Below are 25,366 nucleotides of genomic sequence, written 5' to 3'. Positions count from 1 at the left end.
AGGGCTCGCCCTACCGCTTAATGTGAATTTTCAAGAAAAAGGTGCAATTTCGGTTGATTCTGAACCGGGATTGCCCTTTTTTGCATTCCTTTATTTTTGTAAAGGCATGTCCCTCGAAAGAATGCGTTCCCGGTAGTGGCTCGGCGCTTCGCCGTGAAATCGCTTGAATTGTTTCGAAAAGTAGAGCGCATCCGGCAATCCAACCGAAGCCGAGACCTGTTCGATGGACAGATCCGGTCGTTCCCGCAGCAGCTGGCGCGATTTGTCGATGCGCAGCTTCAGCAGGTACGTTACGGGCGACAAGCCGGTTTCCTGTTTGAAAATGCGGGAAAGATAAGCGCGATTGTACCCCAGGCTGGCCGACATCTGTTCGATGGATACCGGATATGCATATTGCGTGGACATATATTGAATCATTTGTTTGACCGTGCGCCGAATGGAGGATTCCCCCGAGATGGGTGTCTCGTCCTGGGCCAGATGATTTTGGGCTTCGGCGAGAATCATGTACAGCATGCCGAGTGACGTAAAATGAGAGCTCTCCTTCCGCTCGGTGAATGCCGCCTGAATCCTGGCAAGCTGTTCTGCGACGCCGCAGGCTGTTCCGGCATGGAAAACGGATTTTTCTGGCCGGAATCCCGCATCATGCGTAAGTTTTGCTGCTTGTTTGCCGGTATAAGCCATCCAGCGGTACTGCCAAGGATCCCGCTCATCGGACTGGTAACTGACCAACTGGCCGGGATGAATGAGAAAACAGTCGCCTGCGGACAATTCGTAAGTATGAAGCTCGGTCCGGAAGGTTCCGGTTCCTTTTTCTACATAATGAAGCAGGAAGTAGTCGTATAGCTTGGGGCCAAGCGCATGCCCGGGCAGGGTTTCGCTCGCTCCGGCAAACAGGACATGCAATGTCCCTTGTTCATGGTACTTCGGATTGGAGGCGACCGAGTAGGTACGGGCACCGCTTTTGACCGAGAATTCCTGTTTCTTGTCAGCTGCTGCTTCCCGTGCGGGTGGCGGATCATGGTGTTGTTTGGCCATCCTGATGCTCCTTTTCATGTCTTTTTCCACTTTGATGATCGTGGCATACTCTTCTCATTATAGATATAAAGGTCACATTTATCCATATAGATCACACATGCATTCATTTCGATGGAGATCGCTTTCTTATATAATGAGCTTAGAAAAACAACAACATCGAGATGAGGTGCCGCATCAATGGACATCCAGCAATTGAAACAAAAGTTTATTGAAAGGTATGGAGAGAGCAAAGATGCCATTCGTGTATTCCACTCTCCGGGGCGCGTGAATCTGATCGGGGAACATATCGATTACAATGGCGGCTACGTTCTCCCGGCAGCGCTGGAATTCGGAACAACATTGATCATCCGGGAACGTCAGGACGACAAGCTGCAGCTGGCTTCGACGAATATGGAGTACGAAGGGCTGCTGGAGATTGCAGCGATTGGCAAGGCGAAAACGGGAGAGTGGACGGATTACCCGGTCGGCGTCATGGTTGAACTGCAGGCCAAAGGCGTGAACGTCACCAGAGGATACGATTTTCTCTATCATGGCGAAATTCCGAATGGCGCGGGCCTCTCGTCCTCGGCTTCCCTCGAAGTGTTGACGGGATTCGCGATCCAGGCGCTGGAAGGGATCGAAAATATCGACACCGTACAGCTTGCCCTTCTTTCCCAAAAAGCGGAAAATGAATTTGTTGGCGTCAACTGCGGCATCATGGACCAGTTCGCCGTGGCGAACGGAGCCGAGGATCACGCGATTCTGTTGATGTGTGACACGCTTGAATACAAAAAGGTGCCTTTCCGTACCGGTGCATACAAGCTGATCATCGGCAATACCAACAAGCGCCGCGGTCTGGTGGACTCCGCGTATAACGAACGCCGTTCCCAGTGCGAGCAAGCGCTCGTGATTCTGAAGGAGCAGCGGCCGGAGCTCGGCTATCTGGCGCAGCTGACGCCGGAACAATTTGAAGAGCATGAAGGACACATCACGGACGAAAAGGTAAGACAGCGTGCACGGCACGTCGTTGAAGAAAACGCTCGCGTGCTTGCATCCGTAGAGGCGCTGAGCAATAACGACCTTGAGACGTTCGGCCAGCTGATGAACGCATCGCATGAATCGCTGCGCGATCTGTACGAGGTCAGTTGCGAAGAGCTGGACGTTATGGTGGAAGAGGCAAGACGTATTCCGGGCACGCTTGGTGCGCGCATGACGGGCGCAGGATTTGGCGGATGTACAGTATCTTTAGTTCATGAAGATGATGCAGAACGTTTTGTGAAGGAAGTAGGAGCAGCGTACGAGTCTCGTACCGGACTAAAGGGCGAATTCTACGTTTGCGGTGTAGGCGACGGTGTCAAAGAATTGAAGGAGGCGAAGTAAGATGGCGATTTTGGTAACGGGTGGAGCAGGATATATTGGGTCTCATACAGTGGCGGCTTTGCTTGAGCGTGGAGAAGAAGTGGTTGTGCTTGACAACTTGCAGACAGGGCACCGGGAGGCGCTTCTGGGCGGTAAATTGTACGAGGGCGATTTGCGCGACAAAGAACTGTTGGCGAAGCTGTTCGCCGAAAATGAGATCGATGCGGTCATTCATTTTGCAGCAAACTCCCTGGTTGGCGAAAGCATGCAGAATCCGGTCAAGTACTACGACAATAACGTATTCGGTACGTTGTGCCTGCTGGAAGCGATGAACGCGGCGAACGTGCGCAAAATCGTCTTCTCGTCCACGGCGGCTACGTATGGCGAGCCGGAGAAGGTGCCGATCGAGGAAAGCGACCGCACCGAGCCAACGAACGTATATGGCGAAACCAAACTCATGATGGAACGCATGATGGCCTGGTTTGACAAGGTGCAGAATATCAAATACGTGTCCTTGCGTTACTTCAATGCAGCCGGGGCCCATGAAAGCGGCAAAATCGGCGAGGATCACCAGCCGGAAAGCCATCTGATCCCGCTGGTGCTGCAAACGGCGCTGAAGCAGCGCTCGCATATCGCGGTCTTCGGCGACGATTATCCGACGGAAGACGGCACTTGCATCCGCGACTATATCCACGTCAGCGATCTGGCCGACGCGCATCTGCGAGCGGTGGATTATTTGCGCAAGGGCGAGAACAGCAATGTGTTCAACTTGGGGAATGGCCAAGGCTTCTCCGTCAAACAAGTCATCGAAACGGCGAAAAAAGTAACCGGACTCGACATTCCGGTTGTGCAGGAGCCGCGTCGCGCGGGTGACCCGGCTGTGCTGGTTGCTTCGTCCGCCAAAGCCAGATCGGTATTGGGATGGAACCCGACACGCTCGAAGCTGGAAGACGTCATTCAGAGCGCATGGGATTGGCATCAGTCTCACCCGCAAGGCTATGGAAACAACTAGGAGGCGAAAGGATATGTCACAGACAACCACTGGAGCAGGCACCACAGAACGGACCCCGGAGCAGCAGGAAGCACTGCATGCCATTGAGCGTCTGGTACTCTTTGCCCTGCGGAAACGACTGATTGAGGAAGCAGACCGCGATTACGGCCGCAACCTGCTGTTGGAGCAATTCGGTTTTTCCGAGCCTTACGATGGCGTGCTCGATGAAACCGTATTGGACGGACCGCAGCCTCTGATCGACACGTTGATCGACTACGGGTTCGAAATCGGGCTGATCCCGGAAAATACCGATACGTATCGCGACCTGCTCGACGCCAAGATCATGGGCCACTTGATGGCCAGACCTTCGGAAGTCGTTCGGGCGTTCCGCGAGAAGGCGGAGAGCGAAGGAATTGAGGCGGCGACAAGCCAATTCTACGACCTTTCGATCAACTCCAACTATATCCGTATGGACCGAGTTTCCAAAAACGTCTACTGGACGCAAGAGACGCCATACGGCGAGATGGAAATTACGATCAACTTGTCCAAACCGGAGAAAAGTCCGAAGGAAATCGCCATGGCGAAATTGCTGCCGCCGCCGGTGTATCCGAAATGTCAGCTGTGCCGCGAAAACGTCGGCTATGCAGGTCGGGTCAACCATCCGGCGCGCCAGAACCTGCGCATCATTCCGTTGGAGCTTAACGGTGAGCCATGGTTCTTCCAGTACTCGCCGTACGTGTACTATAACGAGCATTGCATCATTTTCCACCATGATCATGTGCCGATGAAACTGACGAAGGATACCTTGCGCAGATTGCTGGCTTTCGTTGGCGAGTATTCGCATTATTTCATCGGCTCGAACGCGGATCTGCCGATCGTGGGCGGCTCGATTCTGACGCATGACCACTTCCAGGGAGGGCGGCACACGTTTGCCATTCAGAAGGCCAAGGCGGAAGCGGTTTTCCGTCATCCGGACACACCGGGTCTTACCCTTAGTTTGGTGAAATGGCCGATGTCTGTACTTCGATTGTCTTCCCATGATCCGGCACAGCTGCTGGAGGCGGGAAATGCCGTTTACGAGGCTTGGAAAGGGTACAGCGATCCTTCCGCCGAGGTGGAAGCATTCAGCGAAGTGGATGGAGCGCGCGTTCCGCACAATACCGTGACGCCGATTGTACGGCGCAGCGAGGACGGCGGCTACGAGATGGATCTTGTCCTGCGGAACAACCGCACGAACGAGGAACATCCGGAAGGCATTTTCCACCCGCACCGCGAGATGCACCATTTGAAAAAGGAAAACATCGGCCTGATCGAAGTTATGGGCTTGGCGATTTTGCCGGGACGCCTTAAAGAAGAATTGGACGGCATCGCCGAAATCCTTGCCGGCAATAGCGAGCTGGCCGAAGCGGCAAAATCCGAAGAACATGAGCTGAACAAACATCTGCTTTGGACAGAAGAGCTGCAAAATCGGTTCGGAGGCCAGCTGGACAAGGAACAGGCAGTTGCGCTTGTGCAGCAGGAAGTCGGCCTGAAATTTTCGCAAATTTTGGAGCACGCAGGGGTATACAAACATGATGAGGCTGGCCGTGCGGCCTTCCGTCGGTTCATTGCCAGCATGGGATACACCGAATAGTTTGTTCGTTAAAGAAGGGTTGAAGAATGGATCCAGTCTCCCGGGAGGCAGGGTCCATTCTTATTTATATGCTTCCGCATCGCCTGCGAAACCAATTTCAAAACCCGGTGCTCTTCTTCATAGGCAAAACATGGAATTGCGATATTCCGCAATGTATAATGAAAAGGGGATAAAGTGTCATTGCGATTAAGGTATTCTGATTGGAATCCTTCATAATCCAGTCCGTGAAAGGTCACACTAACAAAGCTGTTTGTGAAGCATGTCTTCATTGAAATTCGTTTAGGACCATAAAGCAAATTTACGATCGAGCATAGGTATATATATATTTGTTTTCATAGATATAGGGTATTATAATGGGGGTTGCGCTGAAAACATCAAATTCCTCTGGAGGCGACATAGATATGAAAACTTTTCAATTTTACAACCCGACCCGCCTGATTTTTGGCAAGGGCCAAGTTGAAACGCTGAAAACCGAAGTTCCGAAGTATGGCAAACGCGTTCTGCTGGTTTATGGCGGCGGCAGTATCAAACGCAACGGGTTGTACGACCAAGTGATCGGCCTGCTTAACGACATCGGTGCAGAAGTGACCGAACTGGCTGGCGTTGAACCGAACCCTCGTCTCGCAACCGTGCATAAAGGCGTGGATCTGTGCAAAACGAACGATATCGAACTGATCCTTGCTGTCGGCGGCGGCAGTGTCATCGACTGTGCCAAAGCGATCGCAGTAGGCGCCAAATACGAAGGGGACATGTGGGATTTTGCAGCACGCAAAGCCGTCGCGAAAGACGCTCTCCCGCTCGGAACGATTCTGACCATGGCGGCTACCGGATCGGAAATGAACTCGGGTTCCGTCATCACGAATCAGGATACCCAAGAAAAATTGGGATGGGGCAGCCCGGTTTCTTTCCCTACGTTCTCCATTCTCGACCCGGTGAATACGTATTCGGTGCCTCGTGACCAAACCGTTTACGGCATGGTCGACATGATGTCCCACGTGCTCGAGCATTATTTCCATCTGGATGAAAACACGCCCGTGCAGCTCGGTTTCTGCGAAACGATTCTGCGCACTGTGATGGATGTGGCCCCTCGCCTCATCGAAGATCTCGAAAACTATGAACTGCGCGAGACCATTCTGTACTGCGGTACGATGGCTCTCAACGGCGTGCTCAACATGGGCCTTGCAGGCGATTGGGCGACTCACAATATCGAGCATGCCGTGTCGGCCGTGTATGATATTCCGCATGGCGGCGGTCTGGCGATCCTGTTCCCGCACTGGATGAAGCATAATATCGACGTCAAAGTGGATCGCTTCAAACGTTTGGCGGTCAACGTATTCGGCGTGAATCCGGAAGGGAAATCGGACAAGCAGGTTGCCGAGGAAGGTATTGAAGCTCTTCGTCAATTCTGGACCTCCATCGGAGCGCCTAGCCGTTTGGCCGATTATGATATCGATGACAGCAAAATCGATGTTATGGCTGACAAAGCGATGCTGTTTGGTCCTTTCGGCAACTTCAAAAAGCTGCAGCGTGAGGATGTTGTATCCATCTACAAGGCATCTCTGTAAGCCTATATGGATCGTTTCATTTCAGATTTGGGCCGTAAGGTTCCCCAGCGGGGAGCTTTACGGCTTTTTTGCATGCTTTGAATGCGATTATGCCCAATAACGGGCGCTCAAGACAAAAGAGGGAAGATTTTGAAACATATCCGGATTTGGTACGTATTTATTTACATGAGGAAAGTCATCTATCGAAATGGAGTTGCAGCAGAAGAGGGGAGGTAAAGGGATGGAGTCGATTTATTGGGGGTGTTTGATCGGGGGAGCGATATTTGCGGTCGTCAGCCTGATACTGGGAGATCTGATTGATGGTTTGCTGGATGGTGCTTTCGAGTTTCCGGGCGTTGATATTTTCAAACCGGTTGTACTGGCTGGTTCCATTACTGCTTTTGGCGGGGCGGGAATTATGCTGACGCGTTACAGCTCGGTAAGTACGATGGCCGCCTTGATTCTGGCCCTGTTGATCGGAGTCGCTGCAGCCATGCTGGTGTTCTTTGCTTATATTAAGCCGAGCCGCAACAGTGAGGTGTCCATCGGTTTCTCCATGCAGGAACTGGCGGGAAAGATCGGCGAGATCACGATTCCCGTGCCGGAAAAGGGTTTCGGGGAAGTCATGATACGCATTGCCTCGGGCAATACGATCCATACCGCATCGAGCTTCGAACATCGCCCCATTGCGGCTGGGGCGCGTGTCGTTGTAGTAGACATATCGGATGGCGTGCTGCGTGTGTCCGAATGGGAAGAGGATGTACTTAAGTAACACAGGGGTTTAGCGCGTATGATGTAGTATTGATTACCATTTACAACGAGAAGGGGAGAGATGTGGAATGAATCTGGATATGGAAGTGTTGTTGGTTCCCGCGATTGTTGTCGGCGTGATTTTGATTTTGGGTCTTGCGTTCTGGGCCAGATACAAAACGGTGGGTCCTGATGAAGCGATGATTGTAACCGGTTCATTTTTGGGCAACAAAAATATATCCGAGGACGAATCCGGCAGGAAAATCAAAATCGTGCGCGGCGGCGGTGCATTTATTTGGCCGGTCTTTCAGCAGTCCGAGTTCATCTCGCTGCTGTCCCACAAGCTCGACGTAACCACGCCGGAAGTTTATACCGAGCAAGGGGTGCCCGTTATTGCGGACGGCGTCGCGATCATCAAGGTAGGAAGTTCGGTCGAGGACGTGGCGACGGCAGCCGAGCAGTTTATCGGCAAACCGGTGGAAGCGCTGCGCGGGGAAGCACAGGAAGTGCTTGAAGGGCATCTGCGTGCCATCCTGGGCACAATGACGGTGGAAGAGGTCTATCGGAACCGTGATCGTTTTGCGCAGGAGGTTCAGGGCGTGGCAGCAAGAGATCTGAAGAAGATGGGTCTGCAAATCGTGTCATTCACCATTAAAGACGTCCGCGACAAGCAGGGTTACCTGGATGCGCTCGGTAAGCCGCGAATCGCTGCCGTGAAACGGGATGCCGAGATTGCCGAGGCTGAGGCCGTCAGAGATGCCAGAATTCAGAAGGCCAACGCGGAAGAGCAGGGACAAAAGGCGGAACTGCTGCGCGATACGAACATTGCGGAAGCCGAAAAGGATAAAGAGCTGAAAGTGGCGGCGTTTAAACGAGATCAGGATACAGCTAGAGCGGAAGCCGACCAGGCCTACCACATTCAGGAAGCCCGGGCGAAACAAACGGTGGTTGAAGAGCAGATGAAGGTTGAATTGGTTCGGAAAGAACGGGAAATCGACCTGCAGGCGAAAGAAATCATGGTTCGTGAGAAGCAATACGACGCGGAAGTGAAGAAAAAGGCCGAGGCGGACCGTTACGCCGTCGAGCAGGCTGCCGAAGCCGACAAGGCAAAACGAATGCGCGAAGCGGATGCGGTGCAGTATTCGATCGAGACGCAGGCCAAGGCAACGGCCGAGCAGAAGCGGCTTGAAGGTCAGGCCGTGGCTGATGCCGAACTGGCAAAAGGTTCGGCGGATGCCGAGGTTATCCGTCTGCGAGGTCTTGCCGAAGCGGAAGCCAAAGAAAAGCTGGCCGAGGCGTTCCAGAAGTTTGGCGAAGCCGCGGTATTGGACATCATCGTCAAAATGCTGCCTGAGCTTGCCGGCAAAATTGCGGAACCGATCTCTTCCATTGACAAGTTGACGGTCGTGGATACAGGCAAAGGCGAAGGTGCAGCTCGCGTGAGCAATTATGTCACCGAATTGATGGCGACTGCGCCGGAAATGCTTAAGAGCGTGTCCGGCATCGATGTGGAGCAGCTGATTCAGGGGTTAACCAAGCCCAAAACAGCGACGCCGGTTGCTGTGGCAGCATCGCCAACAGACACCATTTTGAATAAAGCGGGAACGGAAGAGTAGGGAATGCTTGTGCCGTAAGGCAGCTCTATTGACCTTGACGCGAAATTTTGTTACTTTTTAAGCGAGACGTCCGGCGTGGTTTGCCCGCGCCGGGTGTTTTTTCGTTCTTTTTATTTCATGTATGAAAAGACGTTGCAATCGACTATCGGAAGAATCAAGACGGTTTGATAAAAAGAGGTGCGAACATTGAGCGGCCTACACGTAGCCAAAGCCCTGAACAATAATGTAATCATTGCACAGCATCCCGAACATGGTGAGGTCGTCGTCATCGGCAAGGGCATAGGCTTTAACCGAAAAACAGGCGATATCCTTCCGCTGATGGCTGTGGAGAAAATGTTCATTTTGAAGAACCAGCAAGAGCAGGAGCAATATAAGCAGCTTCTTCCGCAAGTGGACGAGGCGTTGATCGAGATCATTAACGAGTTGGTTACGTATATTTCAGAGCGAGCGGACGCGCCGTTGAACGAGCATATTCATATCGCGCTCACGGATCATATTTCTTTTGCATTGAAGCGCAAGGAACAGGGCATCGTCATTCAAAATCCGTTCCTGTACGAAACCCGGGAGATATACCCTGAAGAGTTTCGGATGGGCGAGTATGCCGTCAGGCTGATCAAGGACAAAATGGGCGTAGATTTGGGAAGGGATGAAATCGGATTTATTGCGCTGCATATTTATAGCGCGATGACAAACCAGAACATCTCCCAGGTGCGGCAGCATTCGCAGTTAATTACGGATCTGGTGAATCTGGTCGCAGACCAGCTGGATTATTCTTTTGAAACGCAATCATTGGATTATTCCCGTCTGTTAACGCATCTACGGTTTGCCCTTGAGCGTATACGTCGCGGAGATAAAGTGGAGGAGCTTCACAAGCTGGATTCCCTGCTCAAATTGGAGTATCCCGAAATGTACTCGCTTGCATGGAAGCTGACCAAAGTGATGGAGCAACGACTAAAGCTGCCTGTTTATCCGGCAGAAGTTGGCTACTTAACGATACATCTTCAGCGGCTGAACCAGCGGAAAGAAGAAAATCAGTAAAATAAGCTCTGAAATAACACCGGAATAACGTTTTTTCTGTAAAGGCTTGCAATGCGTCCAAAGTGATGCTACAATGGTGACCGTAATCAAGCAACTGAATAAACATAAGCGACGTGTTACTGACTCGATCAGGCATGAGTTAATTAGAGTGTGATTGTTCTACCTTTTTAAGGGTATGCTATACCCCAAGGTAGGCACAGTTCACTTTTATTAGTTCATGCCTTTTTTGTGTTCCCTTGCTTGCATCACGACATACTCACATGAAAGGAAGAATACGACGCGATGTTTAAAAAGCTTTTTGGTGTATTGCAAAGAGTAGGTAAAGCTCTCATGCTGCCTGTAGCGATTCTGCCAGCCGCAGGTTTGCTGCTCGGAATTGGTAACATGCTGGTAAATCCGGATTTCCTGCAATATGTTACTGCGCTCGATACCCCTTGGGTAAACTCAATTGCAACCATCATGATGAACGCAGGTCAGATCGTATTTGATAATCTGGCATTGCTGTTTGCGGTCGGCGTAGCCGTCGGGCTGGCTGGAGGTGAAGGCGTTGCAGGACTTGCAGCCATCATCGGTTATCTGGTCATGAACGTAACTTTGGGCTCTGCCGTAGGTGTTACACCTGCCATGATTGGCAATGTGCCAGGTTATGCGAGTATCCTGGGTATTCCAACTTTAAGCACAGGGGTATTTGGAGGTATCATTGTCGGTATCATCGCAGCACTGTGCTACAATCGTTTCTTTAAAATTGAACTGCCGTCTTACCTTGGATTTTTCGCGGGTAAACGTTTTGTTCCAATTGTCACTTCGGTAGTTTCCCTGCTGCTCGGGTTGCTGCTCGTGGTCATCTGGCCTCCAATTCAGAATGGATTAAATGCCGTTTCTCACTTCATGGTTGATACAAGCCCGACCCTGTCGGCCTTCATCTTCGGTGTAGTAGAACGGTCACTGATTCCGTTCGGGCTGCATCACATTTTCTACTCCCCATTCTGGTTTGAGTTCGGAGAGTATGTGAACAAAGCGGGTGAAGTCATTCGCGGAGACCAAAAGATTTTCTTCAGCCAGCTGCGTGACGGCGTTGCGCTGACTGCCGGAACGTTCCAAGTCGGTAAATTCCCGTTCATGATGTTCGGTTTGCCAGCAGCCGCACTTGCGATGTACCATGAAGCAAGACCTGAACATAAAAAATATGTTGCTGGTATCATGGGTTCAGCTGCACTGACATCATTCCTGACGGGGATTACAGAGCCGCTGGAGTTCTCGTTCCTGTTCGTTGCACCGATTTTGTTTGCTGTACACTGTATCTTTGCGGGTTTATCGTTCATGACGATGCAGCTGCTTAATGTCAAAATCGGGATGACCTTCTCAGGCGGTTTCATTGACTTCCTGATCTTTGGTATCATTCCAAACCGCACTCCATGGTGGAACGTTATCATCGTTGGTTTGATTCTTGCTGTGATCTACTATTTCGGTTTCCGATTCATCATTCGCAAGTTCAAACTCAAAACGCCTGGACGTGAAGAAGCATCTCCTGAATCCTCATCCAGTGGCTCTTCAGGTTCCACGGACGATTTGCCGCATAACATCCTTGAAGCCTTTGGCGGCAAGGAAAACATTAAACATCTGGATGCATGTATTACTCGCTTGCGGATTGAAGTAAATGAGAAATCGAATGTGCAAAAAGACCGTTTGAAACAACTGGGTGCATCTGGTGTGCTTGAAGTGGGTAATAATGTTCAAGCCATCTTCGGAACGCGTTCCGATACGATTAAATCACAGATGCAGGATATCATTGCAGGACGCACGCCTGCACCAGCTCCGGCGGAAGAAATTAAACCAACTCCTGAAGAGGAGAAGGCGCAAGGAGAGCAAGGTGAGCGCATTGTACCAGAGGATATCGTCATGCCGGTGAACGGAGAGCTGCTTGATATTACAAACGTGCCTGATCCGGTCTTTTCTGAAAAAATGACAGGTGACGGTTTCGCTATTTTGCCGCATGATGGAACGATTACCTCCCCAGTGTATGGTAAAGTATTTAATGTATTTCCAAGCAAACACGCTGTAGGCATTATGTCCGACGGCGGCAAAGAAGTGCTTGTTCATATAGGTGTCAATACGGTGAAACTGAAAGGTCAAGGTTTCAACGTACTGGTTCAGGAAGGTGACCTGGTATCTGCTGGTCAGCCGATTATGGAAGTGGATCTGGAGTATGTAAAAGCAAACGCTCCGTCGATCATTTCTCCAGTCATTTTCACCAACCTGCCAGAAGGCTCCACGATAACACTCAAGAAGAGTGGAGTGCTCAAAGTTGGCGATCAGCCGATCATTGAGATAAAATAAGAACTGTCCCAACGATGGCAAGCAAGTGTAAATATAATGCAATGCCTAAATCAAATTCATGAAAGCGAGATGATTGTAATGCAACAAACATTCAGAATTACAGACGAAGACGGTATCCACGCACGCCCGGCGACAGCCCTGGTTAATAAAGCAAACCAATTCAAAGGCGCAGAATCCTTTGCAGAAGCTAACGGTAAAAAAGTAACCCTGAAATCCATCCTGGGCGTTCTTTCCTTGGGTCTGGAGCAAGGCGACACCATCACGATCATCTCCGAAGGCGATGAGGCTGCTGACGCTCTTAAAGCACTGACTGACGTTATGGTTAACGAAGGGCTGGGCGAAATCCATGCTTAATGTTTCCGGGATCGCGGCTTCGGCGGGCATTGCCATCGCCAAGGCGTTTATCTTGGAGCATCCCGATTACTCTGTAGAGAAACGTCAAATTACCGATGTTGACGCAGAGATCGCTAAACTCGACTCGGCTTTGGGGAAATCCCAAGCTGAGCTCGAAGCGATCAAAGAGCGCACGATGCAAGAGCTTGGCGAGAAAAAAGCGGAAATTTTCGCTTCGCATTTGCTCATTCTGAACGACCCGGAACTGATTGATCCGGTCAAAGCGAAAATTGCGGAGGAAATGGTCAGTGCAGAGTTTGCATTGAACGAAACGGCTTCCCAATTTATCGAAATGTTCGAAAACATGAAAAGTGCTTACCTGCAGGAACGTGCAGCAGACATGCGCGACGTAACGAAGCGTGTGCTGAACCACCTGCTGGGCATCGAATTCATGAGCCCTGCCGAAATCAGTGAGGAAGTGATCGTGCTTGCGGAGGATTTGACGCCTTCCGACACGGCTCAGTTGAACCGCAAATATGTTAAAGGCTTTGCCACAAACATCGGCGGACGCACGTCCCACTCGGCAATCATGGCACGCTCCCTGGAAATTCCTGCGGTTGTGGGAACCAAGGACATCCTGACCCAAGCCAAACACGGTGATTTGATCATCGTTGACGGCCTGGACGGACATGTGCTTGTAAATCCTTCGGAGGACGTAGTCGCCGAGTATCGTTCCAAACAGGAACAATACGATGCACAACGCGCCGAGTGGAGAAAATTGCGTGACGAACCAACCGTGACGGTGGATGGCGTGCACGTTGAATTGGCGGCAAACATCGGTACGCCAAACGATGTTGCCGGCGTATTGGAAAACGGCGGCGAAGGCGTAGGCTTGTACCGTACCGAGTTCCTGTACATGGGCAGAGACAAACTTCCTTCCGAGGACGTTCAGTACAATGCGTACAAAACGGTGCTCGAAAAAATGGAAGGCAAACCTGTCGTTGTCCGCACGCTCGACATCGGTGGAGACAAGGAGCTTCCTTACCTTGACCTGCCGAAAGAAATGAATCCATTCTTAGGCTTCCGCGCGATTCGTCTGTGTCTGGACCGTCAAGATATTTTCCGTACACAGCTTCGTGCTTTGCTGCGCGCCAGCGTGCACGGGAACCTGCGCATCATGTTCCCGATGATCGCCACGCTCGGCGAGTTCCGTGAAGCAAAAGCTGTCCTGCTCGAAGAGAAGGACAAGCTGGTAGCTGAAGGGATTGCTGTTTCCGACAGCATCCAACTCGGTATCATGGTCGAAATCCCTTCGACTGCAGTTCTTGCGGATCAATTTGCCAAAGAGGTTGATTTCTTCAGTATCGGAACGAACGATCTGATTCAATACACCATGGCTGCTGACCGTATGAACGAACGTGTCTCTTACCTATACCAACCATACAATCCTGCTATTTTGCGTTTGGTCAAAATGGTCATCGATGCGGCGCATCGTGAAGGAAAATGGGCTGGCATGTGTGGAGAGATGGCTGGAGACGAAACGGCAATTCCGTTGCTGCTTGGTCTTGGACTGGATGAGTTCAGCATGAGCGCAACCTCCATTCTGCCAGCTCGCAGTCAGATCACGAAATTGTCCCGTGCCGAGATGCAGGAACTTGCTGCCAAAGCACTGGATATGCAAACCGCTGAGCAAGTGGTTGAACTGGTTAAAAGCATCTAAGCATCACTGGGTTCGGGGTTTCCCCGATGTTTAAGGGTCTTTTCTTTTTCCGATTGAAGGGGCTGCAGCGATGCAGCATATGGATGCCGGTATCTGCGTAAAGCGGATGCCGGCTTTTTTTCCTCGATTGCAAATGCCGCACAAGAAAGCCGCACACGGTTGTCGATAACCTTGTGCGGCTTTTGTTATGGCCTGATCAACTGCAGGCGCAGTTCAACACAGGCTTGCGTGCAGCGGTTGTTTCGTCGAGACGGGTCACAGGCGTGCCGTAGGGTGCATTGAGCACGACCTCCGGCGTTTCCTCAGCTTCCTTCGCGATGCGGATCATCGTATCGATGAAACCGTCAAGCGTTTCCTTGCTTTCCGTCTCGGTCGGTTCGATCATGATGCACTCTTCCACATTCAATGGGAAGTATACCGTTGGCGGATGGTAACCGAAATCGAGCAAACGTTTGGCGACGTCAAGCGTGCGTACGCCGTATTGCTTGAGGCCGCGTCCCGACATGACGAATTCATGCTTGCACACCCCCGGATACGGAATCTCGTAATAAGGCGCGAGCCGGGCCATCATGTAATTGGCGTTGAGAACGGCGCATTCGGAAACGCGGCGCAAGCCTTCCGGCCCGTAGGTGCGGATGTAAGCATATGCGCGTACCAAGATGCCGAAGTTGCCGTAAAATGCTTTGACCCGACCGATCGATTGGTCCCCGGCATGATCAAGCGTATATCGGCCTTCATCATCGCGTATGACGACAGGTTTTGGCAGGAACGGAACAAGCAGACTTTTCACGCCAACCGGACCGGCTCCAGGACCGCCGCCGCCATGCGGAGTGCTCATCGTTTTATGCAAATTGAGATGCACGACGTCGAAGCCCATGTCGCCAGGCCGGGCGATGCCCATGATGGCATTGGAATTTGCGCCGTCGTAATAGAGCAAGCCGCCGGCCTCATGCACGATCGAGGCAATTTCCTGAATGTCCTTTTCGAACAGGCCAAGCGTATTCGGATTGGTCAGCATCAGAGCCGCCGTATCGCTGCCGACGGCTGTGCGCAAGGCGTCCAGATCGACGAGCCCATCCGAACGGGAAGGGATGGTTACGGTCTCGAAGCCGGCAACGGTAGCGCTGGCCGGGTTGGTGCCGTGGGAGGAATCCGGCACGATGACTTTGGTGCGCGTTTCGCCCCGGCTTTCGTGATAGGCCCGGATCATCATCAGCCCCGTCCATTCGCCATGCGCGCCAGCGGCAGGTTGAAGGGTTACGGCATCCATGCCGGTCAGGCCGGCAAGGTCGTTTTGCAGCGTGTACAGCAGTTCAAGCGCCCCTTGGATGCTGGATTCGTGCTGATAGGGGTGAATTTTGGCAAAGCCGCTGTATCGGGCGACGTCTTCGTTGATTTTTGGATTGTATTTCATCGTGCACGATCCTAACGGGTAGAAGCCGTTATCCACGCCGAAGTTGCGACGGGAAAGGGCGGTGTAATGCCGGATGACATCCACTTCGTAAACCTCAGGCAATGCGGCTGCTTCGGAGCGAAGCATTTCCCGGGGAATCAGGGATTCGATCTCTTGCCTTGGCACATCGCATTCCGGCAGGGAATAGGCGACGCGCCCGGGGCTGCTCAACTCAAAAATAAGCGATTGCTCGGGAGTGACGTTGGCGGCGGGGTTCATCGCGGTTTCTGTGTTGGCATCCCTGTTATTTCCGTTTATGTCTTGAACTGCGGATTTCGTTCCGGTTTGCGTTGTTGTCTCCTGCGTCACAGCGATCCCTCCAGTACACGTGCGAATTCGTCGATCTCTTCTTTGCTGCGGCGTTCGGTTACGGCAATCAGCAGATGTCCGGCCAGTTCCGGATAATGGCGCCCCAGATCATAACCGCCGATAAAACCTTCCTTGAGCCATTTCAACTGCAGTGCTTCGATATTCGTTCCTTCCGGCAGCCGAATGACAAATTCATTAAACGTAGGTGTGGAAAATGCAATGCTCACGCCCGGAATGGCTTGCAGAATCCGGCGGGCATAATGGCTCTTCTGAACATTCAGGTCGGCCACGTCGATCATTCCTTGTCTGCCCATGGTGGACATGTAGACGGAGGCGCTCAGGGCAAGCAGCGCTTGATTCGAGCAGATGTTGGACGTCGCCTTCTCGCGGCGAATGTGCTGCTCGCGGGCTTGCAGCGTCAGCACAAAACCGCGTTTGCCGCTGCGGTCGGTCGTCTGGCCGACGATGCGTCCGGGAATGCGGCGCATGTGAGCCTGGGATACGGCGAAATATCCGCAAGTCGGTCCGCCGAGCGAAGCGGCGATGCCAAGCGGCTGCGCGTCGCCGACGACGATGTCGGCGCCAAGCTTGCCGGGAGCTTCAAGCAGGCCAAGCGACAGCGGGTTCGCGCTAACGACGAGCAGGCCTTTGTGCGCATGCACGAGGTCTGCGGCCTGTTTTACATGTTCCAGAGCTCCGAAGAAGTTGGGGCTTTGAATCATGACGGCAGCGGTGTCCACAGATACGGCGGCTTGCAGGGCATCCCAGTCGGTCACGCCGTCTTTGTGGCCAATTTCGACGATCTCCAGATTCAGGCCGTGAGCATATGCTTTCAGGACTTGGCGGGACTCGGGGTGCACTGTGCTGGACATGATCAGCTGCTTGCGGCGGGTGGCCGCAGCAGCCAGATTCCCGGCTTCCGCAAAGGCTGTAGCGCCGTCATACATGCTGGCATTGGCAACGGCCATGCCGGTCAACTCACAGATGTATGACTGGAATTCAAAGATCGCTTGCAGCTCCCCTTGGCTGATTTCCGGTTGATATGGTGTGTAAGCTGTGTAAAATTCGGATCGCGAGATGACGTGATTGATGACGGAAGGAATGTGATGATCGTAAATGCCGGCGCCAAGAAAGCTGGCGTGTGTATCGAAATGGGCGTTAGCTCCGGCCTGTTTGGCCATATGGCGACTCAGCGCGTGTTCGTCGAGCCGGGAAGAAATGGGCAGTTCGCCCTGGAAACGAATGTCTTCGGGAATGTCGCGGAACAGGTCGTCGATCGTATCCACGCCAACCGTTGCCAGCATGGCGTTCTGATCCTGCTCGGTCATCGGGATGTAACGGTGCTTGGTCATGTTAGATCAGCTCCTTGGATGGTCTCTTTTGCATCAGGTGTCTTTGGTGCGCGCGTCCGTTTGTAAAAAGGGGTTTTGACGACCTCGGCTTTCAATGTTTTGCCGCGAATCCCGATCTCAAGCGGAGTACCCAGCGCAGCATGCCTGCTGTCGATCAGGGCGAGCCCCAGATTGCGCTTCAGCGTAGGGGATTGGGTGCCGGTCGTCACTTCGCCGATCTGTACGCCATCCGCATAGATCGGATAGTGCGGCCGGGGAATTCCGCGCTCCAGCACTTCAATGCCAACCAGCTTGCGAGCAGGGCCTTCGTTCTTTTGCTGCAGCAGCGCTTCCTGACCGATAAACGGTCCGGCATTCCATTTCACGAACATGCCAAGCCCGGCTTCAAGCGGAGAAATGGTCGCGGACAGCTCTTGTCCGTACAACGGCAATCTTGCTTCAAAGCGCAGCGTATCCCTTGCGCCAAGTCCGGCAGGAATCAGTCCGTGCGTTGCTCCGGCTTGCAGCAGTCCTTCCCAGATCCGGGCGGCCTGATCGGCCGGGACGTAGAGCTCGAATCCATCTTCGCCCGTGTAACCCGTGCGCGAGAGCAGGAGCGTAACGCCGCATACGTCGGCATCGCGGACAAACCGGAACGGCTCGATGTCGCCGAGATTCGTACCCGTTGTGACTTTGGCCAGAATATCGGCAGCCAGCGGGCCTTGCAGCGCCAAAAGCGCGGTCTCTTCGGATACGTTGCTCATCTCAACACCGACAATGATGTGCTCTTGCAGCCATACCCAATCCTTTTCGATATTGGAGGCGTTGACGACCAGCATATAGCGCTGTTCTTCCAGTTTGTAGATGAGCAGGTCATCGACGACCCCGCCACTCGGATAACACATCAATGTGTACTGGGCTTGCCCGGGAACCAGCAATGTCACGTCATTGGTCGTCATTTGCTGCAAAAAGGCCTCGGCTTGTTCGCCTTGGACTATGAATTCACCCATGTGGGATACATCAAACAATCCTGCGCGTTCGCGCACGGCCTCATGCTCTTTCTGGATGCCGCTGAACTGCACGGGCAGTTCCCAGCCGCCAAAATCGATGCAGCGCATGCCTTCGAATTGCTGATAATGCGGGAAGAGAGGAGTTCTTAACAAATCGGACATCATATCACCTCGTTGTAGGCCGCCAGACGGGCCGAATGTGAAACGAAACCGCGGAAAAGGGATGGTCTATACGTCATGAGGAAGCTGCCTTATGCAGGATTCTTATGCACTGTTTTCGTTTTTTGGGGAAAAAGGAAAAGGACAGGCCAAAGAACCGGCATGCGGCAGCATGCTGAATTCCTGGGCTCTGTCCTTGGTACCTGAGAGTTACCCCGTCGCAGATTGCGTCAGGTTTCCCCTTGGGTGATCAAAACGCCCTTCTTGGGCGAATGGATGCTCTCCAGAGTTGCGTCCCGTAAAAGTCCTTTTGCCTGAGAGATTCACCCGCCGCTTGTCGGGGGTTTACTCCTTCGGCGCCACCACACGATCCCGAAGCGGGACGGGGTGATCTCTCCCTTTACGTTCATCCGCGAATATTGCTTCTGTCAGTTGTTTCTCACCTCAATTAAAACGCGTTAAAGCTATTTGTGTCAAGAACTATATCATAAGAATAGAGAATAAAAGCGAATATTTATTTTTTTTCGCCCTTTTAATGTTCGTGTTTCCGACAAGGTAGCGATTCCATATCCAGTATATGATTGAATGCCTATAAAAAGGATGTCACTTTTTGGAGGGTGAAAAGAATATATTGTTAGGTATATTGACATTTATGGCCGACATGTCATACGCTATGTTTTGGGAAAAAGGGAAGGTCAAGGAACGCATGCACTCCACTAATGAAAAAGCGAGGCGGATAACCAAATGAGCGAATTGAGAAACGATTTCCTGTACAGTGAAGAACACGAATGGGTGCAAACCGTCGGTGAAAATACTGTGCGTATAGGCATAACCGAATTCGCGCAGCATCAGCTGGGTGACATTGTGTTTGTTGAACTGCCTGACCTTGACTCGAATGTGCAAGCGGAGGCAGGCATTGGAACGATCGAATCCGTAAAGACGGTTTCGGATCTGTTTGCGCCCGTGGGAGGAATCGTTGTGGCCGTAAACGAGGCGCTGCAAGAGGCGCCGGAGCTGGTCAACACTTCTCCTTATGAAGAAGGCTGGATGGTTGAAATTCGCGTGGACGGCGATTTGAGCGTGGCGCTGTCAGGGCTGCTGGACGCGGATGCCTACCGGAAGCATACCGAAGAATAATCGTTTGCACTAATTTACGTATTATTACTGAAAATAAAAGTGTATATTTCATGGGTTTGAAAAGCCGATGCGGCCAAGCTGCCGCTTGGCTTTTTTGCGTTGTTTAAGGGGAAAGTTTGAAAGGGTGTACCTCTTGTGCCTCTTAAAAAACACTGTTTTTTTATATTATGCATTCTTGTTTTAATAAGCCAGGGCTATGATTGGGCATGATACATAGAAGGAATTGGTACGTTGCTGTTGAACTTGCGACAACGCAAAACAGATCCAATTTAAATCTTGTCATCAACGTTCATGACGGGAGTTGATTTTCATTTCGTTGTAAGGGATACCGTTTTCATTTAGTATGAACTTGAAAATCACGAATACAGGATTTGTACCTTTATTCATCTGAACTGCGTGTTGATATGTTCAGTCGAGTCAAGGTTTAACATGTTGAGGAGGTTATCAATATGAGTTCAGTGGACGCAAAGTCCGGGAAAGCCGAAGGACTGCGGGTAGGCGTGCAAAAGTTCGGACGTTTCCTGAGCGGCATGGTTATGCCGAACATGGGTGCATTTATCGCATGGGGCTTGATCACGGCTTTATTCATACCGAAGGGTTGGTTCCCTAACGCCGATTTTGCGCAGCTCGTTGATCCGATGATCAAATATTTGCTGCCATTGCTGATCGGTTATACGGGCGGCACGATGGTGCATGGCACGCGCGGGGGCGTCGTGGGTTCGATTATGACCATAGGCGTCATCGTGGGCAGCGACATTCCGATGTTTCTTGGCGCAATGATCGCAGGTCCGCTTGCGGCTTGGATCATCAAACAGTTTGACAAAGCCGTTGAAGGTAAGATCAAATCCGGTTTTGAAATGTTGGTCAACAACTTCTCTGCCGGTATTATTGGCGGAATTCTGGCCTTGATCGCCCTGAAAGGGATCGGTCCTCTGATCGAAGCGTTGAGCAAAGTTTTGTCAGCGGGTGTTCAAGGATTGATGGATCTGGGCTTGCTGCCACTCGTCAACCTGATCATCGAGCCGGGAAAAGTGCTCTTCCTGAACAATGCCATTAACCATGGGATTTTGACGCCTTTGGGAACGGATCAGGCTAGAGATCTCGGTCAATCCATACTGTTTATGCTGGAATCAAATCCGGGTCCCGGACTTGGTATCTTGCTGGCATATTGCTTCTTTGGCCGTGGTTCTGCGAAATCTTCGGCTCCAGGTGCTGCCATCATCCATTTCTTTGGCGGGATTCACGAAATTTATTTCCCTTACATCCTGATGAGACCGATCCTGATCCTGGCCACTATTGCGGGTGGCGTCGCTGGAACGCTGACGTTCATGTTGACGGGTGCGGGACTCGTATCCGCTCCATCTCCGGGAAGTATCATCGCCTATTTCTTGTTGACACCTAAGGGCGGGTACGTTCCGATGTTGGCAGGCGTAATCATTGCAGCGGTCGTTTCCTTCCTGGTTGCTGCCGTTCTGCTCAAAACGGGCAAACAAAAAGACGAGGATTTGGAAGCTGCATCCAACCGGATGAAAGAAATGAAAAATCAAGGCAAGACGGCGAACGAAACCGTAGCCAACGACAACCGTGAAGCAGACCGTGCGGCAGACATCGGGGCTTCCGCAGTGAAGAAAGATGTCAACAAAATCGTGTTCTCGTGCGACGCGGGAATGGGATCAAGCGCGATGGGTGCTTCGATTTTGCGGAAGAAAATGAAGCAGGCCGGTGTGGACGTGAACGTCACCAATACGGCGATCAGCGAAATTCCGCAGGATGCGGATATCGTCATTACGCAAAAAACGCTGACCGACCGGGCCAAAACGGTCGCGCCGAACGCGGAGCACATCTCCATTGAAAACTTCCTGAAGAGCCCGGAATACGAGGCACTGGTTGAACGCCTCAAATCCAATTCCTGAACGGAACCACAACAATGAATATTTCGAAGCGGCAACGCGAGATTTTGGAATTTCTCCTGCAGCAGACCAAAGAAGTGACCGCCGGGGACATCGCGGCCCGGATCAATGTGAGCACCAGAACGATATTGAGGGAACTTAGCGCATTGGAAGAAAAACTGGTCTCTTACGGGGTCGAAATCAAAAAAAAATCCGGGATCGGCATCTATTTAGATGCAGATCCCTCCTGTCTTTCACGGCTAAGACAACAGCTGTTTCAAGTCGAGCCAATGGAATGGACGCCCGAAGAGCGCAAAATTTACGCGCTCAGCCTGCTTCTGGACGATAATCAAGAGCCTATTAAGCTGCTCGCGATCGCATCCGATTTGAAAGTCACCGTCGTAACGGTCAGCCACGATCTCGATGAATTGCAATCATGGATCGAGGAGCAGGGACTCGTTCTGGTGAGAAGACGTGGATACGGCGTGGAGATTACCGGGAGCGAATCTCATATCCGTCGGGCAATGGTGGAACTTGCCATGGAGCATTTGGACGAATCGGATCTGTTCGGCGCCCGATCGGAGCATACCAACTCCAAGGCAAACGACAAGCTGCTCGAAATCATCGGGCATAGTCATGTATTGAAAGTAGAAAACGCCTTATGGCAGCCCGATATCGAATGGCTGGAGAACATGCCTGAGCGCCAGTACATGAGATTGCTGCTGCAATTGTCGGTGATGGCGGCCCGTGTCAACAAAGGCCGTGCGATCGAGAACGATATGCCGCACGTACAGATCGCTGAAGACAGTGTTCCGGAATATATGGCTTTGCGTCTCTGCACCATTCTTGCCAGTGAACTGGGCATCGAACTCGATTTGGCGGAGCGGAAATACGTTCACGGCCTGCTGATCGAAGCCAGGCAATTGATGCATACCACCCGGCTGCTGCCGGTGGATGATCTGCTTGTGCTTGACCGGGTCGTTTCGCTGATCGACAGCATGGAGAAGATCACGCATTACGATTTTCATGAAGACCGGCTGCTGCGCGAAGGTTTGATTGCCCATATGGAGCCTGTCCTGGAACGAATCGAAGGGCGGCAGCTGATCCGCAACCCTTTATTGCAGCAAATCCGTCAGGATTACGAAGCCTTGTTCGCGGACGTTAAACGAGCGGCGAATCAAGCTTGGCATGGCATTGAAGTACCTGATGAAGAAATCGGTTTTTTGGTCATGCATTTTGGAGCTTCCATTGAACGGCTGCGGACGTTGAAGCGCGAGGTCAGAGCCGTCATTGTATGCACCAGCGGCATCGGATCGTCGCGCATGCTCTCAAGCAGGCTCGCCAAGGAAATTCCCGAAATTCGCATTGTGGACAGCGTGTCTTGGTACGAAGCGGTCCGAATTCCTAAGGAGCAGTACGATCTCGTATTGTCGACCGTGGATTTGCCGATGGAAAAGCACCAGTACTACAAAGTCAGTCCGCTATTGACCGGAGAGGAAAGCGAACAGCTTCGGCATTTTATCAAAACGACGACGCTGCAGCGGGAACACAGCCCGCCTTCAAGCGGGCATTCCCCTGTCGTTCGCGAAACGCAGTGGTCAGGACTTGAGGCCATGCTGGTAGAGATCGTGCGAATCATCGGCGAGTTCCAGGTATTTCCGTTGGACAATAAGGGCCTGGGATTGGATGAAACAGTCTATGCCATGTGCAAAATACAGCATGAGCGCGGCGTGCTTCAAGCTCCGCACAAAGTAACCAAATTGCTGGAGGCCCGTGAAAAAGCAGGCAGCCAGAAAATTCCGGGCACTTCGCTCGCCTTGTTTCACACGCGCAGCGAAGGCATCTACAGGGCAACGATCAGCTTGTTTCAACTGACGCAGCCGCTGCTGATGTCCGAAGACGACCCGGAAGGCGTCAGACACGTCTTGCTGATGCTGGGCCCTTGGGAGCTGTCGAAGGAAAGCCTGGAGGTGCTTAGCGAAATCAGCGCCCTGCTTCTGCAGGAAGAAATGATCGAATTGTTGGAAAAAGGGAACAGGGATGATCTCATTCATTATCTTTCCCGTGAACTGGTCGGATTTTATCGCAGCAAAACCGAAATTGGAGGGCAACAACCATGAGTATTTTAACGACAGACAAAGTCGTCCTGAACGCGACGGCGCAAGATAAATATGAAGCGATTCGCATGGCCGGGCAAGTGCTGAAAAATGCTGGCCACATTACGGCGGAGTACATCGACAAAATGCTGGAGCGAGAAGAGATCGTATCGACGTACGTCGGTAACGGGCTTGCCATTCCGCATGGCACTAAGGAATCGAAAGGATTTATTTTGTCCACCGGCATCTCGGTTATTCAATTCCCGCAAGGTGTTGACTTTGGCGACGAGAAAGCATACATGGTCATCGGCATCGCCGCGCAAGGCGGAGACCACATGGAAATACTGACCAGCATCGCGGTCATTTGTGCAGAAGAAGAAAATATGGAGATTCTGCGCCATGCCAAAACGGCCGAAGAAATCATCACTCTTCTTGAAAGCGAAATGGAACTATGAAGGCATTACATTTTGGTGCAGGCAACATTGGACGGGGCTTTATCGGGCTGATCCTTTCCCGTGCAGGCTATGAGGTCGTTTTTTCGGACGTGAACCAAGGGCTGGTGTCCACGCTGCAGCAGCGCAAACAGTACACGGTGGAATTGGCGAACGAATCCAAAGACACGGAAACGGTCACCCATGTTGATGCTATCGACGGGACCAACTTGGACACCGTTGCGGAAACGGTGGCGGAAGCGGACCTTGTCACCACTGCCGTTGGCGTTAACATTTTGAAACATATTGCACCGGGTATTGCCAAAGGACTCGAAAAGCGGCTGGGCAAAGGCGGAGCGATCGAACCGCTGCACATCATCGCTTGCGAGAATGCGATCGGTGCCAGCACGCAGCTGAAAGACCATGTCTATTCGCTGCTGGAGGAGTCTACCCGGCGCTTGGCAGACCAATATGTTTACTTCCCGGATTCCGCCGTGGACCGGATCGTTCCGATTCAGCATCATGAGGATCCGCTGCATGTTCAGGTAGAGCCTTTCTATGAATGGGTCGTGAATCGTTCACAGATGTCTCCTGCGTTCAACCCGATTGAAGGTGTCATGTATGTGGAGGATCTGGAACCGTACATCGAGCGCAAGCTGTTCACCGTAAACACGGGACATTGTGTTGCGGCTTATATCGGCAACGTCTACGGTTACGACACCATTCAGCAAGCCATTGCCGACGAGAAGGTCCGGTCCATCGTGCATGGTGCTTTGCAGGAGACGGGAAATGTGCTTGTGAAACGGTTTGGGTTCGATGCCGAGGAACACGGGAAATATATTTCGAAAATATTGGATCGTTTCCGCAATCCGTACCTTACGGACGAAGTCTCGCGCGTAGGAAGATCTCCGCTGCGCAAATTGTCCCCGAACGATCGGCTCGTACGCCCGGCTACCCAGGCTTACGAATACGGAATGGAGACCGTGCATTTGGCCATGGGTATGGCAGCGGCCTGCAAATTTGACGTGGCTGAGGACCCGGAAGCCGTCGAACTTCAAGGCCTGATTCGCCAAAAAGGCGTTGCTGCTGCGCTGAGCCAGGTGACATCCCTGGACGAATCCCATCCGGTGCTGCAACAGGCCGTGAAGTACCACTCTGAAATGTAATGTTCAATCAAGAGAGGACTGCTTCTAGCAGTTCAAACAAAAAGGAGCGA

The 25,366-nt window shown here is 52.0% G+C and carries 19 protein-coding genes and 2 riboswitches; of the genes, 15 read left to right on the top strand and 4 right to left on the bottom strand.

What is annotated here, in order from left to right; genetic code table 11:
• Positions 1-90 precede the first annotated feature (90 nt).
• Entirely contained in the window at positions 91-1,035 is a 945-nt protein-coding gene (locus SNR34_RS24525) for an AraC family ligand binding domain-containing protein (protein ID WP_343261227.1), read from the bottom strand.
• Positions 1,036-1,212: 177 nt separating this feature from the next.
• On the opposite strand from SNR34_RS24525, the gene SNR34_RS24520 reads away from it, so the two are divergent.
• From SNR34_RS24520 to ptsP, 10 genes are all read left to right on the top strand, one after another.
• Positions 1,213-2,394, top strand: a complete 1,182-nt coding sequence (locus SNR34_RS24520) for a galactokinase (RefSeq protein ID WP_486180415.1) — start codon at positions 1,213-1,215, stop codon at positions 2,392-2,394.
• A gap of 1 nt (position 2,395) precedes the next feature.
• The gene (gene galE / locus SNR34_RS24515; protein WP_236415498.1) at positions 2,396-3,385 is read left to right on the top strand and encodes a UDP-glucose 4-epimerase GalE; all 990 of its coding nucleotides are present in this window, start codon (positions 2,396-2,398) and stop codon (positions 3,383-3,385) included.
• Between the two features lie 13 nt (positions 3,386-3,398).
• A complete protein-coding gene (locus tag SNR34_RS24510; RefSeq protein WP_486180414.1) occupies positions 3,399-4,997 on the top strand; it encodes a UDP-glucose--hexose-1-phosphate uridylyltransferase in 1,599 nt (532 codons plus the stop codon).
• A gap of 401 nt (positions 4,998-5,398) precedes the next feature.
• Entirely contained in the window at positions 5,399-6,562 is a 1,164-nt protein-coding gene (locus SNR34_RS24505) for an iron-containing alcohol dehydrogenase (protein ID WP_236415500.1), read from the top strand.
• Between the two features lie 220 nt (positions 6,563-6,782).
• Positions 6,783-7,313, top strand: coding sequence for an NfeD family protein (locus SNR34_RS24500; protein WP_236415501.1), 531 nt, complete (start codon positions 6,783-6,785; stop codon positions 7,311-7,313).
• Positions 7,314-7,380: 67 nt separating this feature from the next.
• A complete protein-coding gene (gene floT, locus SNR34_RS24495; protein ID WP_290371446.1) occupies positions 7,381-8,907 on the top strand; it encodes a flotillin lipid rafts scaffold protein FloT in 1,527 nt (508 codons plus the stop codon).
• A gap of 186 nt (positions 8,908-9,093) precedes the next feature.
• Positions 9,094-9,945, top strand: coding sequence for a glucose PTS transporter transcription antiterminator GlcT (gene glcT / locus SNR34_RS24490; protein WP_236415502.1), 852 nt, complete (start codon positions 9,094-9,096; stop codon positions 9,943-9,945).
• Positions 9,946-10,227: 282 nt separating this feature from the next.
• The gene (gene ptsG, locus SNR34_RS24485) at positions 10,228-12,282 is read left to right on the top strand and encodes a glucose-specific PTS transporter subunit IIBC (protein ID WP_236415503.1); all 2,055 of its coding nucleotides are present in this window, start codon (positions 10,228-10,230) and stop codon (positions 12,280-12,282) included.
• A 78-nt stretch (positions 12,283-12,360) separates the two neighbouring features.
• Positions 12,361-12,636: an HPr family phosphocarrier protein gene (locus SNR34_RS24480; protein ID WP_236415504.1), complete on the top strand. Its 276-nt coding sequence runs from the start codon at positions 12,361-12,363 to the stop codon at positions 12,634-12,636.
• Complete coding sequence (gene ptsP, locus SNR34_RS24475) at positions 12,629-14,335, top strand: phosphoenolpyruvate--protein phosphotransferase (RefSeq protein ID WP_236415505.1); 1,707 nt, start codon at positions 12,629-12,631, stop codon at positions 14,333-14,335. The genes SNR34_RS24480 and ptsP overlap by 8 nt, the downstream gene beginning before the upstream one ends.
• A gap of 196 nt (positions 14,336-14,531) precedes the next feature.
• Here the strand turns inward: ptsP and gcvPB are convergent, their stop codons facing one another.
• The 3 genes from gcvPB to gcvT all read right to left on the bottom strand — a co-directional run bounded on the left by gcvPB (position 14,532) and on the right by gcvT (position 18,600).
• Positions 14,532-16,007, bottom strand: coding sequence for an aminomethyl-transferring glycine dehydrogenase subunit GcvPB (gene gcvPB / locus SNR34_RS24470; RefSeq protein WP_486182510.1), 1,476 nt, complete (start codon positions 16,005-16,007; stop codon positions 14,532-14,534).
• Between the two features lie 86 nt (positions 16,008-16,093).
• Positions 16,094-17,449 (bottom strand): aminomethyl-transferring glycine dehydrogenase subunit GcvPA, encoded by a 1,356-nt coding sequence (gene gcvPA, locus SNR34_RS24465; protein WP_486180413.1) that lies wholly within the window; start codon positions 17,447-17,449, stop codon positions 16,094-16,096.
• The gene (gene gcvT, locus SNR34_RS24460) at positions 17,446-18,600 is read right to left on the bottom strand and encodes a glycine cleavage system aminomethyltransferase GcvT (RefSeq protein ID WP_486180412.1); all 1,155 of its coding nucleotides are present in this window, start codon (positions 18,598-18,600) and stop codon (positions 17,446-17,448) included. Before gcvT ends, gcvPA begins: the two co-directional genes overlap by 4 nt.
• Before the next feature lie 185 nt (positions 18,601-18,785).
• Positions 18,786-18,886, bottom strand: a riboswitch (glycine riboswitch).
• Between the two features lie 3 nt (positions 18,887-18,889).
• Positions 18,890-19,007, bottom strand: a riboswitch (glycine riboswitch).
• 334 nt (positions 19,008-19,341) lie between these two features.
• Between gcvT and gcvH the strand changes: the two genes are divergently transcribed.
• From gcvH to SNR34_RS24435, 5 genes are all read left to right on the top strand, one after another.
• A complete protein-coding gene (gene gcvH / locus SNR34_RS24455; RefSeq protein WP_486180411.1) occupies positions 19,342-19,734 on the top strand; it encodes a glycine cleavage system protein GcvH in 393 nt (130 codons plus the stop codon).
• A gap of 449 nt (positions 19,735-20,183) precedes the next feature.
• Complete coding sequence (locus tag SNR34_RS24450) at positions 20,184-21,647, top strand: PTS mannitol transporter subunit IIBC (protein ID WP_236415509.1); 1,464 nt, start codon at positions 20,184-20,186, stop codon at positions 21,645-21,647.
• Positions 21,648-21,661: 14 nt separating this feature from the next.
• Positions 21,662-23,743, top strand: coding sequence for a BglG family transcription antiterminator (locus SNR34_RS24445; protein WP_486180410.1), 2,082 nt, complete (start codon positions 21,662-21,664; stop codon positions 23,741-23,743).
• Positions 23,740-24,174, top strand: a complete 435-nt coding sequence (locus tag SNR34_RS24440) for a PTS mannitol transporter subunit IIA (RefSeq protein WP_236415513.1) — start codon at positions 23,740-23,742, stop codon at positions 24,172-24,174. The genes SNR34_RS24445 and SNR34_RS24440 overlap by 4 nt, the downstream gene beginning before the upstream one ends.
• Complete coding sequence (locus tag SNR34_RS24435; protein WP_339274201.1) at positions 24,171-25,316, top strand: mannitol-1-phosphate 5-dehydrogenase; 1,146 nt, start codon at positions 24,171-24,173, stop codon at positions 25,314-25,316. The genes SNR34_RS24440 and SNR34_RS24435 overlap by 4 nt, the downstream gene beginning before the upstream one ends.
• Positions 25,317-25,366 lie beyond the last annotated feature (50 nt).

The organism is Paenibacillus sp. XP01, from assembly GCF_057364885.1.
This window is presented reverse-complemented; position numbering and strand designations above follow the sequence as displayed.

What these genes read in the sequence shown, in the direction of transcription:
- gcvT (WP_486180412.1), bottom strand. Translation starts at nt 18,600, where the DNA reads ATGTCCGATTTGTTAAGAACTCCTCTCTTCCCGCATTATCAGCAATTC.
- SNR34_RS24450 (WP_236415509.1), top strand. Translation starts at nt 20,184, where the DNA reads ATGAGTTCAGTGGACGCAAAGTCCGGGAAAGCCGAAGGACTGCGGGTA.
- SNR34_RS24500 (WP_236415501.1), top strand. Translation starts at nt 6,783, where the DNA reads ATGGAGTCGATTTATTGGGGGTGTTTGATCGGGGGAGCGATATTTGCG.
- SNR34_RS24525 (WP_343261227.1), bottom strand. Translation starts at nt 1,035, where the DNA reads ATGGCCAAACAACACCATGATCCGCCACCCGCACGGGAAGCAGCAGCT.
- ptsG (WP_236415503.1), top strand. Translation starts at nt 10,228, where the DNA reads ATGTTTAAAAAGCTTTTTGGTGTATTGCAAAGAGTAGGTAAAGCTCTC.
- gcvPB (WP_486182510.1), bottom strand. Translation starts at nt 16,007, where the DNA reads ATGAACCCCGCCGCCAACGTCACTCCCGAGCAATCGCTTATTTTTGAG.
- floT (WP_290371446.1), top strand. Translation starts at nt 7,381, where the DNA reads ATGAATCTGGATATGGAAGTGTTGTTGGTTCCCGCGATTGTTGTCGGC.
- SNR34_RS24480 (WP_236415504.1), top strand. Translation starts at nt 12,361, where the DNA reads ATGCAACAAACATTCAGAATTACAGACGAAGACGGTATCCACGCACGC.
- SNR34_RS24505 (WP_236415500.1), top strand. Translation starts at nt 5,399, where the DNA reads ATGAAAACTTTTCAATTTTACAACCCGACCCGCCTGATTTTTGGCAAG.
- gcvH (WP_486180411.1), top strand. Translation starts at nt 19,342, where the DNA reads ATGAGCGAATTGAGAAACGATTTCCTGTACAGTGAAGAACACGAATGG.
- galE (WP_236415498.1), top strand. Translation starts at nt 2,396, where the DNA reads ATGGCGATTTTGGTAACGGGTGGAGCAGGATATATTGGGTCTCATACA.
- SNR34_RS24445 (WP_486180410.1), top strand. Translation starts at nt 21,662, where the DNA reads ATGAATATTTCGAAGCGGCAACGCGAGATTTTGGAATTTCTCCTGCAG.
- ptsP (WP_236415505.1), top strand. Translation starts at nt 12,629, where the DNA reads ATGCTTAATGTTTCCGGGATCGCGGCTTCGGCGGGCATTGCCATCGCC.
- SNR34_RS24520 (WP_486180415.1), top strand. Translation starts at nt 1,213, where the DNA reads ATGGACATCCAGCAATTGAAACAAAAGTTTATTGAAAGGTATGGAGAG.
- SNR34_RS24510 (WP_486180414.1), top strand. Translation starts at nt 3,399, where the DNA reads ATGTCACAGACAACCACTGGAGCAGGCACCACAGAACGGACCCCGGAG.
- SNR34_RS24440 (WP_236415513.1), top strand. Translation starts at nt 23,740, where the DNA reads ATGAGTATTTTAACGACAGACAAAGTCGTCCTGAACGCGACGGCGCAA.
- SNR34_RS24435 (WP_339274201.1), top strand. Translation starts at nt 24,171, where the DNA reads ATGAAGGCATTACATTTTGGTGCAGGCAACATTGGACGGGGCTTTATC.
- gcvPA (WP_486180413.1), bottom strand. Translation starts at nt 17,449, where the DNA reads ATGACCAAGCACCGTTACATCCCGATGACCGAGCAGGATCAGAACGCC.